This is a genomic window from Nostoc sp. FACHB-190 (genome assembly GCF_014696905.1).
Taxonomy (GTDB): Bacteria; Cyanobacteriota; Cyanobacteriia; order Cyanobacteriales; family Nostocaceae; genus Nostoc_B.
On sequence record NZ_JACJQW010000028.1, the window covers coordinates 1 to 14,409 of the forward strand.

A 14,409-nucleotide genomic window follows, 5' to 3' on the forward strand; every position below is an offset into this window, starting at 1 on the left:
GTATCAACTATTTTTTGGCGAAAGTCGAGGGAATATGGTTTCATTTTTACCCTTGAGTAGATACACTGATTTATTTTAATTAGTGTACTTCATTAGACTGGTAAACGCTATAATTACCTCAGCAATGCGCTGCATATTACTACCAGATGTGGCTATTTGGCGTACAGCTTCTCCTTGTTCACCCATTAATAGCCTGTAATAAATTTCTCGCATCATCATGGGTGCGAGGATGGGAATATCTTGGGGTGTATCTAAAAGCTTTGTGAGTCTGATGGCGCAATCAAGTAAAGATAGATGCTGAAGCATTACTGATGAACAAACCTCTGACAGAGTGTTCTTTTTTCGTGGTATTTGGTTTAGTTTGGGTAATAATTTCACAGAGTTGAACTGGGTCTAAATTCAGCTTGAATCCTAAATAGGGTTTATCTGGTGTTGCTTCTACAACAAATCCATTAATAGGCAAATCAACGGAGACAACCAGATATTGACCTTCGCCATAAAAATAGCTTTCTTCACCCAGCAGCGCCTTTTTTTTACCTTGAAGCACGATCGCTAAAATTGGTTGATAAACAGTGCAGATTGCTGTATTGGGTGACGACAGGAATCAAATAATATCCGCGTCACGACAATTTCTCCTGGTGTAGTTGAGACTGAACTTGGTTCTGATATTACCCAAGAGTCAGGCAAAGATGCGTTAAAAGCATTCCGCAGAATTTCACTGCAACCAGATGCGATCGCTCAAGCAGTATTGTATGCCGTGTCTCAACCAGATTATGTGGATATTAATGAAGTAATTGTCCGACCAACAGCCAGCCCTGTGTAAAGTTTATTTCCCAATACAAAAGCGGCTAAAAATGCGATCTAAAACCGACTCGGTAACTTCTTCGCCAGTAATTTCTCCTAATGCTTGAATTGCACCACGCAAATCAATTGTCCAAAAGTCGAGGGGTAATTGTTGAGCAATTGTAGCTTGTACTTGTTCTAAAGAAATTTTAGCTTGGGTTAAAGCCGCCGCTTGTCTTTGATTAATAGCTAAATCCATATCAGCCGCTTGCAGTTTACCGAGTTGGACTTTTTCTAAAATCGCTGTTTCTAAATCATCAATTCCGCGATTTTGCGAAGCGGCTGTGAGAATTTTGGATTTTGGATTTTGGATTTTAGATTGTAGAAGTTGGCTTGTAGTTTCATCCACCAAATCAACTTTATTAATGACTAAAATTAGGGGACGGTCTTGTACTTGGGCGTAAATTTCTTGGTCGCCTTCTGTCCAACCGGTACTCGCATCAATGGTGAATAATACTAAATCGGCAGCACTAGCAGCACGGCGCGATCGCTCTACGCCGATTTTTTCCACTTCGTCGGCGGTTTCTCGAATGCCTGCGGTGTCTAGGACTTGTACGGGAATACCACCCACCACTAATTGGGATTCCACTACATCGCGGGTTGTGCCAGGTAAATCGGTGACAATGGCGCGATCGCTCCGACTCCAAGCATTCAACAAGCTGGATTTGCCCACATTCGGACGACCGACAATTGCCACTTTTAACCCTGTACGCAACAATTCCCCTTTATCTCTAGTTGTTAATAAATGAGTAATTTCTGCCGCAATTTTTTCTATTGCTGATATGATGCCTTTATCATCCAACGGGGGTAAATCTTCCTCAAAATCAATTCGCGCTTCAATTTCTGCCAAAATATCCAAACAGTTGGCGCGTAACTGGCGGATAGGATGAGCTAATTTTCCTTGTAAACCAGCTAAGGCAGTTTGGGCGGCTTGGGGAGATTTCGCCCCGACTAAATCCGCAATACTTTCGGCTTGGGTTAAATCGAGTCTGCCATTTAAAAATGCCCGTAAGGTAAATTCTCCCGGCTGTGCTAATCTCGCGCCATTTTCCAGACATAATTGCAAAACCTGTTGGACAGCAATAATTCCACCATGACAATGAAATTCCACCACATCTTCGCGGGTGTAGGAACGTGGTGCTTTCATTACTAGTAGTAAAGCTTCATCTACAAGTTTTTGCGTCTGGGGATGACGAATGTAACCGTAGAGAATGCGATGACTTTCCCAAACTTGCTTTCCTGGGGCGTGAAATAATGTTTGGGCAATGGCCATTGCTTGGGAACCAGATACGCGCACAATACTAACGCTACCTTGTTGAGGGACAACAGCAGTAGCGATCGCGGCGATGGTTCCAGTGGTGGCAAATATTTCGGACATGAAAGCACTTTTTGGCAAGACACTCCATATATTATGGATAGCGTAGCAAAAGTGCAATCAGCCAATATCTAAAATGATAATTTTGGCGTTGTATGCAGACTTCGTTACCGAAGATTAGATGGTACACACTCAATACTACCCAATATTTATACCTACTAGAGAAAAATAGCAAGAGCAGGAAGCAGGCTTATACCGGCGTAAAAAGAACTGTTCCTGTGAACTGATTTAAAAAATACCTGCCAAGCTCAAAAAATCTACTATAATTTCTCGGATGATACTCAAGACAATACGATAAAAGCTTGTGAATGCAGTTAAAAATCCAGTGATAAAAGTTCTATTTGATGAATTTCATGGGCAGTTGCCCTGCTCACAGGGAGATAATACTTCCAAAGAAGCATGGAGAATTCTGTGTGATCAGGTAAATCAGTTATTTGGAGATGATGCAATCTCCTTTAAAAATGAACCACTGACTCGTCAGCTACTCGAAGACTTTCAATTGCTAATTCTAGCTGCTCCTAAATCTAAATCTTCTTTAAGTGCGGATGAAGTCAAAGCAATAGTAAATTTTGTTAAGCAAGGAAACTCGCTTTTGATTACTAGTGATCAAGAATCCCTTGTTTTTAATAAATGTGACAGCATAAATGTACTATTAGAATCTTTAGGACTGCGTTTTGAAGAGTTATTAAATCATCCTCCAGAGCAAGTGTTCAACTTATTACCACACTATATTAGTTCTGAAGTATCTCAGTTAAAAATTAAAGAACCTGTTTATATTAAAACACTGCCTAATTCTCCTTATCCGAATGTTGATATAGTAGCCACTTTACCTGATACTGGCAAAACTTTCTTAACTGCTCTAGAAATTCCTAATGACAATAAATCAGGTCGAGTAGTAGTTTTAGGAAACGATTTAATCTTTAGTGATAAATATATTAATACTGGTGATAACAACAAATTAGCATCTAATATTCTTTGTTGGTTGGCTGGTAAAAATTCTTTGGACTGTCGTAATGCTGTGATTTTACCAGAAGTAATTTATAAACAAAGCACAGATTTTTCAATTGTGATCGCTAACCCAAAATCACAACGTTTAGAAAATATCACTTGTACTTTAGAGTCAGATACCAATGTTCTAATTCAAGAACCAATCAAAAAAATTCGTTTTCTGCCTAGAAATGGCAAGACTCAACTCCAATGGACTGTGATTCCTCAGCAATTAGGACAGCAATCTCTCAGATTAACTATAGATATTCCCACATCTGATAACTCAGAAAATAATAAACACTCATCTTTATTTTTCGCTCCAGTTGCTCAATTCCAGTGTGTACCAGATGCAGAATTTGACCTTGTATTTCTCAATCTCCAAGGGAAAACTCAAGAAATTATAGAAACAGGAGTTACTTTTGAAGTCAAAGCGATCGCTCGTTGGCAAAATCATACGAAAGCTGTTCCTTTAAAAATGCAGCTAGAGTGTTCCCTAACTCACATTAAACTAGAACAAATATCAACAGAACGATGGTATTTGACAGTTTTAGATCCAGGAGATTGGTTGATTACGTTGCATATTAGCGACATCAACCAAAAAATTACCCGTTTGGTTCATGCTTATCCATCTGCAAAGACCCAAATTGAAAAAATACAACGCAACGTAGTGACACCCCTAGCAGCAGAAATTCATTATCAGGTATCTCAAATACGCCAAGAGTTTGATAGTGAAGAAATCCGACAAATTCCCTTTGAATTGTTGACTCCTGAAGAACAAGTCAATCGCCTTTATAACTATAGTCTCAAAGAGCAACTTTTAGAAGCTCTACAAGCAGCTAGAAGTGAAAATAAACGTTTTTCACCCTTGGTCGAAAAATTACTACAGTGGATTGCACCCACTTATTCGCCCATACATGGATGTTTGATTCCCTACGACCCCAAATTAGCAGCCCATCTCGTCAAAGAACATCCATTCTTTGAGCAACAATTAGCATACAATTTTCAGAGTATAGAGGGAGATGAGCGTTACGGTCAAACATGGCTAGAAGGTAATATTGCAGCTTTACTTTTACATGAAAAGTATGGTCATGGATTTTTCTACAAGCATACAAGAGTAGGACAGCAACTAGCCATCTTATACCGTCATGGATTGCTCCGCAAAGTTGATCGAGAAGGCTTAAAATCCCCTTATCAGCAAATTTTTCTTCAGGATGAATACAGGTCAGCAATTGAAACTCTACATCACAGTAGTATCATCCTAAATGAAGGATTTGCTACATGGATGGAGTTCACTATATTACGCCGTCTCAAGGGTAGTGTCAGTCAAACAGTGTATCGACGTAAAGAATTCTTATTTAGCTACGACGAAAGTTTAACATTTCTTCAAAAAACTAGCGAATACTTTCAAAAGTTTGATCCTTTTTACCCTTCCAGATATCAGGAAGGATACGAATATTTAGAGGAAATCCAAAGCATCTTCGGTACAGAATGCGGCTCTAAGTGCGTAGTTCAGGCTGTTATTAAAGCAGCAGATGTAGATTTTGGTATTATTGAACACGATGGTAGGGTAGAATTTCTTCTATCTCCTGGTAAGATTAAGGAAGATTTGTTGAACGAAGATAACGATAATAATGTTACCTCACCTACCGAACGCCTAAAAAGTATTCTGGCGTTACTGAGGAAACAAGTTGATGAGATTCAGGCTGAACAACAACGCTTGCAATGCCATCGTCATTGTTTAGATCCTGAGTGTCCAGTCAATTTTGTGATTAACAAAGACTTGGAGTGTTAAAAATATGGATAATTATGATTATTTATTACGAGATAAGATAAAAAATTACGATAAAATACCTTCAGGCACAAGAAAAAATCTTAAACAATGTATAGAGCAAATCGAACGTGGCAATTACAGATATATGTCAGATAATCATGAGGCATACAGTGCTGCCATAAGTGAAGGAATTTGCAAAGACTGTCTAAATGACGAACACATTAACAATAAAATAAAAAAAGAAATAGCTAAATTTATTAGAGAATATATTGCTGAGAACCGAAGATAAGATTATTGCTTGTAGAGTGCGTTAATCAAAGAAAAACTTGCAGGTATAGCAAACTATTTTTACTGACGCAATCTAATGACTGACAATATAAGGGAATTTATTTTTTGCTAATCCATAATATTTGATTGAACATACCCCTAGTACAGGTCGGCGTAAATAAACAGACCACAAGAAATTGCTACAAGGCTTGTGGTATCGTTATTATTTCTTTTTACTTTTGCCTTGTTGTACTAGTTTGAATGCTGTAATTGATACATTATATTTGTAATTAATAGGTGCTGCAATTTTGAGTAGTAACCAAGAGTTTCTTATTAAAATTAACGATATTATTGGTAAAGCGTGGTTCGTAAGTTTAGACGACTCTGAAGCTGAGGTACTGCGTTTCAAGCTTATTGAACAGAATAGTTCATCATCTGTACTACTGGAAAAAGAAGAAGAAGCAAAATCCGCAGTTACAGAAAATCCAAATAAGGATAAAAAGCCGCGCAGAGATATTAATTCAGCAATATTAAGACAATTACGTCATGATTTAACAAGCTATTTTAAAGGAAAGCATCAGCAATTTCGTGATTTTGTAAAAGAAGTAAATACTTTTATTGAAAATAAAAAACTTGGTATAAAAGTCATAGAATATTTAGAATTGAGTGAAGAACATTCTAAAACAGGCAATAAAAGCGAAGTAATAGAGTATAAGATTGAAGCTCTAATTATGAAATTTGAGCATGAAACAAAACTCCCTTATTTGCAAGAGGTTTTCGATGACTTCAAGAAATCTTTTTTATGATGTTTATAAATTAATTAAACTAATACTTTAATTATCTATAGTCAGTAAAAGATTCAGGTTGACATTCTTTAATCTCTTCAACTAAGCTTTCAATGTCATTTTCTTTTATTAACTGATCAATTAATGATTTAACTTTTTCCTGTTGTGTTTCACCATTAATATCCTTGTAACTCAGCCTCAAACCAAATACAATATTGGCTAACTCTTCTGAATTAAAAAGAATATTAATAGCTTTCTCTAATTCGTCAGGCGAATTTCTTAAAACCTCAGCATCAAATTTGATAGCTTTAGGTCGTGGCATAATATAGCCATTTCTAGCACTCATGTACAAAACAGGAGTTCCAAAATCTCTGTTAGTATAAAATTCTGGGTTCCAGGGGTGATTACGTACTATTTTCATACGACTTTGCTGCATAGCAGTATCAACTGACTCACCCTTCGCTAATGCTAGATAAAATGATTCACTAAAAAATGAAGCTACTGCGTTGCATATTGGATATTGCATGGCAATAACAGCTGGAATTTCACGTCGAGTTAATTGGGGAGCTAAACCAGCATAGTTTGCAGTAAAATCGACTTCACCACCCTGACACGCTTGAAGTATAACTAGACGGGGCTGAAAATCCCTAAAAAAGTCTCCAAAAGTTCTATCAGAAACCCAATCAGCCTTTTTGGCACTATTAACAAGAGCAATTTCTCCTACTTGCTTTTGCGAATCAAATCTTCCATGTCCAATATAGTGCAAAATATGAGGTTTGGTATTATCTATTGTTTCCTGAAGTTCTTGTCTTTTTGGATTTTCTAATATTGTTAAATCAATTAAATAATTATTTTTCAGATTATTAATTACTTCTATAATCCGGTTTGGTAATACTTTACCCATACCTTCTTCTTCAGGCTGAGAGGCAACAACTAAAAATTTTAATAACTCTCCTCTGACATTAAGAGTATCTCTTCCTGAATCACTAGGAATGTAGCGGGATATAGCTAAATATGGTTCATCAACCAGGAAAAAACCATTTGTAGTGTGAGTATCAGGGTAATAAAGAAATTCCCAAGGTATACTAGCTAAATCATCTACTTCTTGACGGAAAGTTAGTTGAAGTCTGTACCATTTGTTATTTCCAGTTCTTTTAGATTCTCGAATTTCTTTAAGAAGTTCCCTAAAGGCATTATCAACGGCTCCATTGAATAAACATTGATATAAAAGTTTTCCAAATTCTTCAAAAGCTTCACGGCTTTTTAGTTGCTTTGCACGCAGTAAATTTTCAAATCTAGCAATTTTTCTACAAATAGGAGCTAGGTTTAAATGTCCTGAAGATTGAGCATCTGTCTTTCTGTTGCGAAAACGAACAATATCATAACTTTCTACTATTAGTTCATACTCAATATCTTTACCACTGCTCATTTTTAATCAATCCTATCAATTTTTGAAATTGCGTTATTTCTTATATTTTGAAGGTGGCTTATATCGTTTATCCTCAATAATCATAATTAGTTATTTAAAATAATAAGTCATCATAAACTATGACTAATATCCCATGTTTCAGAATGTTTAATAGGAGCGCCTTTTTCAAAGAAACTTCTAGCTTTATTAGAAAAAATACGCATTAAATCGTCTAAGTTCTCTATTTCAGCAGTCCAGAAATTTGCTCGATGGTAAGCTTGGAGTACAGCATCAATCTTAATTTGCTGAACTGATTTTGGTATCTGTAAAACTACTATTAAAGTCGGGTGGTTTTCTTGAAAGAATTCTGCACCATCTATACGCCATATCACTTGAGAATCCCCAGGATCATTATGCGTTATTTGGGCTGTCTTTAATGAATAAGTAAACGGCTCTAATGTTAGCCCAAAACTACTTTTAAGATTTGCGTTAGCACCAGCATTGATATCAATTTGTGCTTCCCCGGCTTGTAAGTTTAATTGTCCAGTTGTAGGTTCAAATTCTAGATTTTGTCCTATACATATTTCTACATTGCCATTAATTTTAAGTTGTTGTTGGAATTTACGATCAGGTAAGATCATGCGTGCTTTGGGTTGCAAGTGCGCTTCTGAAAATTCTGAATAAAATTCCAAAGCACACTCTAGTTTTTTGAAATACCAATTAGAAGGTAGAGATAAAGTAACAGGAAAGTGAATCCAATAAAATTTGTAATCTTGACTGAGTTCTTGGAATTTTGTGGGTACAGTTCTGCCAGAATTTGTAAAGTTGCTTTCGGAAAGCCTGTCAACTTCAGGATACTTAGCGAATTTCGCTACTTCTTGATTGAGTTGTGCGAAAAGACGTGAAGCTGGATTACTATCTGGAATTTGACTTTGACTGTCATCACCTAACTCGGAATATAAAGCATTCAGTTCCTTCAAAAACTGTGATCGCTCTATGCCATCAAAGTCAAAATCGAAGTCTATACTATTAGGAGTAGTCATAAAAATTTTCCTTTTAAGAAAAAAAATATTAAAAGTTACTAATATGGTAAAATATACAAAAATAATCTTAATTATTTTGTATATTTTATTTTTATTTAAGAAAGTTCCTAATAAAAGTTAAAATAAAGTAGAACCCACACCAATAGGTAGTTACTCAATAACTAAATGTAGGGGGAATATCAATTATGAGCATTGAAAACGGTGATAAAGTCATAACTCCGAACGGACAAGGCGAAGTAATTGACAATCAAATTTATAATGGAATATTTTCAATCTTCTTCGCTCCGCAAATTAGAGTCAAGTTAGATCCCTCTGGACAAGAAAAAGATTTTTGTCAAGAAGATTTAAAATTAGTGGCTAAAAAACCAAGCTCGCAAGAAGCGATTGAAGCAGTAAATAAAATAAAAGAACAACTTAAGACAATTCCTAACTTGCCAACTAGAGAAAAGGGGGAATTACCCAATCATCTAGAATATTTTAAAGAAGATATGTTAACCAAAAATGAGCTAAGAAAGCAGTTAGGTCTAACAAATTTAAACTATGTAGATAAAACACTTATCGCAATCAAAAATATAGACTCTACAGCCGATTATTGGCAAGAAATAGAATCTAACTTGAAGGTATTACACTGGTGGGTGAGAACGAAATAACTATATTTAACACGATGTGCGACTTATTCTTGAAACCCCTCTCCAAACCTCTCACGCCAGTCGCTACAACGGAGGGAACCTCCGCAACGCGCTGGCTCCCCGAAGCGGAGAGAGGCTTTGAGTCTTGCTCCCCTTCCCTCGTAGGGAAGGGGTTGGGGGTTAGGTTTGAGAGAAAGTTGCACACGGCGTTATTTATGCACCGCCAATGTTAAATTCAATTCTTAAGTGCCAAGGTTAAACCGTCGGCGATGGGAATTAAACTAAGGGTGATGCGGGAATCTTGGTGGAGTTTTTGATTGAAAGCGCGGATTTTTTTAGTGCGATTGTCTTGAACTTCGGGATCTGCAACTCTACCCGACCATAAAACATTATCAATGGCAATTAATCCACCCGGACGGACTAGTTGTAGCGATCGCTCATAATAATTATCATAGTTACTTTTATCGGCATCAATAAAAGCAAAATCAAAAGTTTCCGCTTCAGCATCGGCTAACAAACGATCTAAAGTTTCCAGTGCTGGGGCGAGATGTAAGTCTATTTTCTCGGCGACTCCGGCTTGTTGCCAATAACGACGAGCGATCGCGGTAGACTCTTCACTAATATCACAAGCTACGACTTTGCCTGTTTTTGGTAGTGCTAACGCCACAACCAAAGTACTATAGCCCGTAAACACGCCAATTTCTAAAGTTTTCCGCGCTCCCATTAACTTTACCAGCAAAGACATTAACTGCCCTTGTTCTGGTGCAATTTGCATTCTTCCCATTGGATGTTGGGCGGTTTCTTGGCGTAATTGCGTTAATACTTCTGGTTCCTGCACAGAAACAGATAGCAAATATTCATATAAATTTTCTGCTAAACCCAATGTTTTAGTAGTCATCAAGATAAAAGGTGTTGTACTTGAGAATACATAGCAATTTTAAATCACTGAGGAATAAGCTCCAAGATTGTCAGTTGAAACTGAATATAACTATCCTAAATCATTTACAAACATCTCTCCCTTGTCTCCCTTATCTCAAATATAACTGCGATCATTTCACTCTTCAGATTGAGTTAGCAGATAATCGCTTTCCATCTAGAGATTGATTAATACTCCTAACTTAATAGATACCTTAAAAACAGATAAAGAGACTTTAATTCTTTATCGATAAGTAGAGTTGTGTACTTTGTTTTCCGTGGTCAGAATAAGAGCATTTTTAGGGTGTGGGGAGAATTAATGTCAGTTGAATATATTTGGCTAATATCCGGGGTAAAAATGCACCAACTTACTATATGTAAGTGAAAGCAAAATCTATCAGTAAACCTTGGCTTGAGTTATCGACCCAAGGTTTATTCATAGGCATTTTTGATCGCAGAAACACAACAATAATATCAGGAAAAATTTCATGCCAGCATCAACACAAAAAGAAAAATTACAACCACCACAGCAGCAACAACCACCAGGTAAAGAATCTGAGATGCAGCCAAGACCGAAAGCTGAAGATGAACAGTATCGCGGTAGTGGGAAATTAAAAAATAAAGTTGCATTAATTACAGGTGGAGATAGTGGTATTGGTCGGGCTGTAGCGATCGCATTTGCTAAAGAAGGTGCAGATGTAGCGATTGTTTACCTGAATGAACATGGGGATGCGACAGAAACAAAAAACTTGGTAGAAAAACAAGGTAGACGCGCCTTAGCTATAGCGGGTGACATTACCGATGAAACTGTTTGCCAAAACGCTATTAAACAAACATTAGGTGAATTTGGTAAACTAGATATTTTGGTAAATAACGCTGCTGAACAACACCCGCAAAAAAGCATTGAAGATATTACCAAAGAACAGTTAGAAAGAACTTTTCGCACGAATATTTTTTCAATGTTTTACCTGATAAAAGCAGCATTAAAACATTTGAAACAAGGCAGTGTCATTATCAACACTACCTCAGTAACTGCTTATAAAGGTAGTCCCCAACTATTAGATTACTCTGCTACCAAAGGTGCGATCGTTGCTTTTACTCGTTCGTTATCTCAAAATTTGGTCGAGAAGAAAATTCGAGTCAATGCAGTAGCACCCGGCCCCATTTGGACACCATTAATTCCCTCAACTTTTCCTGAAGAAAAGGTCGAGACTTTTGGTAAACAAGTCCCCATGCAAAGACCAGGACAACCAGAAGAAGTTGCACCCAGTTATGTATTTTTAGCTTCTGATGATGCTTCTTACATATCTGGTCAAGTCATTCATGTAAATGGCGGAGAAGTGATTAATGGTTAATTTCAGTAGAACTTACGCATAAAAACGAAAAATCAAGGGTTTTGGGAAGGTTGTAGGGGTACACTGACAGGTGTAGGTTTTTTACGTTCTGCCCCAAAAACCTTGGTTCAGGGTGTCAGGGTTTTGAATACTTACACCCTTACACCTTCATACCCCTGTACCCTGTTCTAAAACCTTATTTTTTCGTTTTTTTGCATAAGTCCTACCGTAGATTCTTCACAGATAATCTTTTTCTGAACTCAGAATTACTTAGGCCAAGTGTTGTTGGACTTTGGCGACTAATTCATTTGTCCAATGTTGGGCGAGTTCCGCATCAGCCGCTTCCACCATGACTCTAATGACTGGTTCTGTACCGGAGGCGCGGACTAAGATTCTACCAGTATTACCCATTGCGGTTTCGGCGAGAGCGATCGCATCTTGAACAGGTTGACATTCTTGCCAAGCCAAACGGCGATCGCGGTCTACAACTCTGACATTCTTTAATAATTGGGGATAAGTCTGGAAGCTTTGGTCAACTAATTCACCCAAGGAAACACCAGTTTGTTTAACTAAGTTGGCTATATGCAAGGCGGTTAATAAACCATCGCCAGTCAAGCCATAGTGTCTACACAAAATATGACCAGATTGTTCGCCGCCTAGCATTCCACCAGTCCGCAACATTTCGGCTTGCACATATTGATCACCAACGGCGGTACGAATCAATTTACCACCTTGTTGTTGCCAAGCGCGTTCAAACCCTAAGTTCGCCATGACGGTGGAAACTATCAGGTTATCGGGGAGTTGTTGCTGTTGTTGCAAATGACGACCCCACAAATAAAGAATATAGTCGCCATTGACTTGTCTACCTGTATTATCTACAGCTAACACGCGATCGGCATCACCATCAAAGGCAAAACCTACATCAGCTTGATGTTCTTTGACTGCGGCTTGCAAAATATCCAGGTGAGTAGAACCACAATCAACGTTGATGCGATCGCCATCTGCGGCATTATGTAAGCAGATAATTTCTGCGCCCATTTCCCTAAATACTTGTGGTGCTAAACCAACGGCTGCACCCCAAGCCAAGTCTAAAACAATCTTCATTCCTTGCAGATTTCCCTCATGCTGCAATGGTTGTTTTAAAGCTTGGCTATAATCACTCACTAACTGCTGCCGAGAATAATGTCTACCGCAATTCATCCCGCCTGTAACTGGCAATTTACCACGCAATCCAGCTTCAATTTCTGCTTGTAATGCTTGTGGTAACTTCCCTCCATCAGCACCAAAAACTTTAATCCCGTTGTCTTCCGGTGGGTTGTGACTGGCAGAAATCATCACGCCGCCGATCGCTTCACTCATGCTGGTAAGATAGGAAACGCAAGGAGTAGGACATAAGCCCAAATACCAAACTTCAATGCCTGCGGCTGTTAACCCCGCACTCAAAGCCATTGCCAACATATCGCTAGAGTTGCGCGAATCTTGTCCCAGAATTACTGGTCTTGTTTCACCTGCATAATTCCGTAAAACTACACCTGTCCAGAAACCTATTTGTAAAGCCAAAGGCGCATTCAGTAATTCTCCTACCTTACCCCGAATCCCATCTGTCCCAAACAGGGGAGTCGCTGGTAATGGTATCAAACTAAACGCCAAATTTTTGTTCAGTTCCGTTTCTCCATGATTAGATTCTACAACCGCAAGACCTTGGATGTTGCCTTGAGTTCGAGTTATTGATGACACCATAATATTTAAACACCCCACACCATAACACTGGAAAATTTTACTTTACTTTTTAATTGAACAAGTTTAGGGAGAAGCTAGAGGTTAGTATTTTTACTCCAAACTCATTACTCAGCACTCAGCACTCATTACTCAGCACTCAGCACTCATTACTCAGCACTCAGCACTCAGCACTCAGCACTCATTACTCAGCACTCCAAACTCAGCACTTTAAATATATACTTGTTTTTCTTTTGAGAAATCTATTACCACTAGACCTATTTAAGTGAAAATCTCTAAAATTTTTCTGAGCTTTGTAAAGTTTTTATACAGAAATTTTAGCGATCGCCATACCTGATCATAGATTTTAACCTTGATGATGAATAGAGTGGTTACTATTTTGCGGTCTGGCAGAGTGTTACAAAAGTATACAATCTGTTTGCTTAAAAATTTTTAATATAAATTCTCATCAAATAGTTTTAATGTAACTTTTTAATGACCTTTCTTAGCCGTTCGTAAATCGGAACCTCGGTACATCCTTTTTCAAGGTGAGAAATTTTAATATGAGCAGCAATTTAGCCAGCAAGTTACGTGTCGGCACAAAAAAAGCCCACACGATGGCAGAAAATGTAGGTTTTGTCAAGTGCTTTTTAAAAGGAGTGGTAGAAAAAAGTTCCTACCGGAAATTAGTGGCTAACTTTTACTTCGTCTACTCGGCAATGGAAGAGGAGATGGAAAAGCATCGCCAACACCCCATCGTTTCTAAAATTAATTTCCCCCAACTGCACCGCAAGCGGACTTTAGAGCAAGACTTAAGCTACTATTACGGTGCCAACTGGCGCGAACAAATCAAACTATCGCCAGCCGGTGAAGCTTATGTGCAACGCATCCGCGAAATTTCCGCAACCGAACCAGAATTATTAATTGCTCATTCTTACACTCGTTACTTGGGTGACTTATCCGGGGGACAGATTCTCAAGAACATTGCCGTGACAGCAATGAACTTGAGTGATGGACAAGGAACCGCCTTTTATGAATTTGCTGAAATTCCTGATGAAAAGGGATTTAAAGCAAAGTATCGTCAAACATTAGACGAACTACCCATTGATGATGCCACAGGCGATCGCATCGTGGATGAAGCCAATGCAGCCTTTGGGACGAACATGAAAATGTTCCAAGAATTAGAAGGCAACTTAATCAAAGCGATCGGTATGATGTTGTACAACAGCCTCACCCGCCGCAAGACACGCGGTAGCACTGAACTAGCTACGGCTGAGTAAATTAGAGAGGCTAGTATTTTCCTCAGCACTCCAGACTCAGTAATCAAATTAAAAAT

13 protein-coding genes are annotated in these 14,409 nt (G+C 38.1%); 6 read left to right on the forward strand and 7 right to left on the reverse strand.

The window, feature by feature from the left end:
- Window positions 1-75: 75 nt before the first annotated feature.
- The 3 genes from H6G28_RS36985 to mnmE all read right to left on the reverse strand — a co-directional run bounded on the left by H6G28_RS36985 (window position 76) and on the right by mnmE (window position 2,221).
- Window positions 76-306 carry an AraC family transcriptional regulator gene (locus H6G28_RS36985; protein WP_242054641.1) on the reverse strand — a complete coding sequence of 77 codons (231 nt, stop codon included), beginning with the start codon at window positions 304-306 and terminating at the stop codon, window positions 76-78.
- Complete coding sequence (locus H6G28_RS36990; RefSeq protein WP_313949987.1) at window positions 281-547, reverse strand: AraC family transcriptional regulator; 267 nt, start codon at window positions 545-547, stop codon at window positions 281-283. The genes H6G28_RS36985 and H6G28_RS36990 overlap by 26 nt, the downstream gene beginning before the upstream one ends.
- A gap of 279 nt (window positions 548-826) precedes the next feature.
- On the reverse strand, window positions 827-2,221 hold the full coding sequence (gene mnmE, locus H6G28_RS25025) for a tRNA uridine-5-carboxymethylaminomethyl(34) synthesis GTPase MnmE (RefSeq protein ID WP_190675108.1): 1,395 nt from the start codon (window positions 2,219-2,221) through the stop codon (window positions 827-829).
- A gap of 301 nt (window positions 2,222-2,522) precedes the next feature.
- Here mnmE and H6G28_RS25030 point away from each other — a divergent pair, with 301 nt between their 5' ends.
- The 3 genes from H6G28_RS25030 (at window position 2,523) to H6G28_RS25040 (ending at window position 6,049) form a co-directional block, all read left to right on the forward strand.
- Window positions 2,523-4,997: a hypothetical protein gene (locus H6G28_RS25030; RefSeq protein ID WP_190675111.1), complete on the forward strand. Its 2,475-nt coding sequence runs from the start codon at window positions 2,523-2,525 to the stop codon at window positions 4,995-4,997.
- A 4-nt stretch (window positions 4,998-5,001) separates the two neighbouring features.
- Window positions 5,002-5,265, forward strand: a complete 264-nt coding sequence (locus tag H6G28_RS25035; protein WP_190675114.1) for a hypothetical protein — start codon at window positions 5,002-5,004, stop codon at window positions 5,263-5,265.
- A 286-nt stretch (window positions 5,266-5,551) separates the two neighbouring features.
- Window positions 5,552-6,049 carry a hypothetical protein gene (locus H6G28_RS25040; RefSeq protein WP_190675117.1) on the forward strand — a complete coding sequence of 166 codons (498 nt, stop codon included), beginning with the start codon at window positions 5,552-5,554 and terminating at the stop codon, window positions 6,047-6,049.
- Between the two features lie 31 nt (window positions 6,050-6,080).
- On the opposite strand, the gene H6G28_RS25045 is transcribed toward H6G28_RS25040, so the two are convergent.
- Both H6G28_RS25045 and H6G28_RS25050 read right to left on the reverse strand, forming a co-directional pair.
- Entirely contained in the window at window positions 6,081-7,457 is a 1,377-nt protein-coding gene (locus H6G28_RS25045; RefSeq protein WP_190675119.1) for a CHAT domain-containing protein, read from the reverse strand.
- A 110-nt stretch (window positions 7,458-7,567) separates the two neighbouring features.
- A complete protein-coding gene (locus tag H6G28_RS25050; RefSeq protein WP_190675121.1) occupies window positions 7,568-8,479 on the reverse strand; it encodes a hypothetical protein in 912 nt (303 codons plus the stop codon).
- Between the two features lie 185 nt (window positions 8,480-8,664).
- Here H6G28_RS25050 and H6G28_RS25055 point away from each other — a divergent pair, with 185 nt between their 5' ends.
- Window positions 8,665-9,129, forward strand: coding sequence for a hypothetical protein (locus H6G28_RS25055; RefSeq protein WP_190675123.1), 465 nt, complete (start codon window positions 8,665-8,667; stop codon window positions 9,127-9,129).
- Window positions 9,130-9,343: 214 nt separating this feature from the next.
- Here H6G28_RS25055 and H6G28_RS25060 read toward each other — a convergent pair whose 3' ends face one another.
- On the reverse strand, window positions 9,344-10,006 hold the full coding sequence (locus H6G28_RS25060) for a class I SAM-dependent methyltransferase (RefSeq protein ID WP_190675126.1): 663 nt from the start codon (window positions 10,004-10,006) through the stop codon (window positions 9,344-9,346).
- A 505-nt stretch (window positions 10,007-10,511) separates the two neighbouring features.
- Between H6G28_RS25060 and H6G28_RS25065 the strand changes: the two genes are divergently transcribed.
- On the forward strand, window positions 10,512-11,378 hold the full coding sequence (locus H6G28_RS25065; RefSeq protein ID WP_190593521.1) for an SDR family oxidoreductase: 867 nt from the start codon (window positions 10,512-10,514) through the stop codon (window positions 11,376-11,378).
- A gap of 249 nt (window positions 11,379-11,627) precedes the next feature.
- On the opposite strand, the gene glmM is transcribed toward H6G28_RS25065, so the two are convergent.
- Window positions 11,628-13,097 (reverse strand): phosphoglucosamine mutase, encoded by a 1,470-nt coding sequence (glmM, locus tag H6G28_RS25070; RefSeq protein WP_190675128.1) that lies wholly within the window; start codon window positions 13,095-13,097, stop codon window positions 11,628-11,630.
- Window positions 13,098-13,636: 539 nt separating this feature from the next.
- Between glmM and H6G28_RS25075 the strand changes: the two genes are divergently transcribed.
- Window positions 13,637-14,353 (forward strand): biliverdin-producing heme oxygenase, encoded by a 717-nt coding sequence (locus tag H6G28_RS25075; RefSeq protein WP_190593517.1) that lies wholly within the window; start codon window positions 13,637-13,639, stop codon window positions 14,351-14,353.
- Window positions 14,354-14,409: the final 56 nt, after the last annotated feature.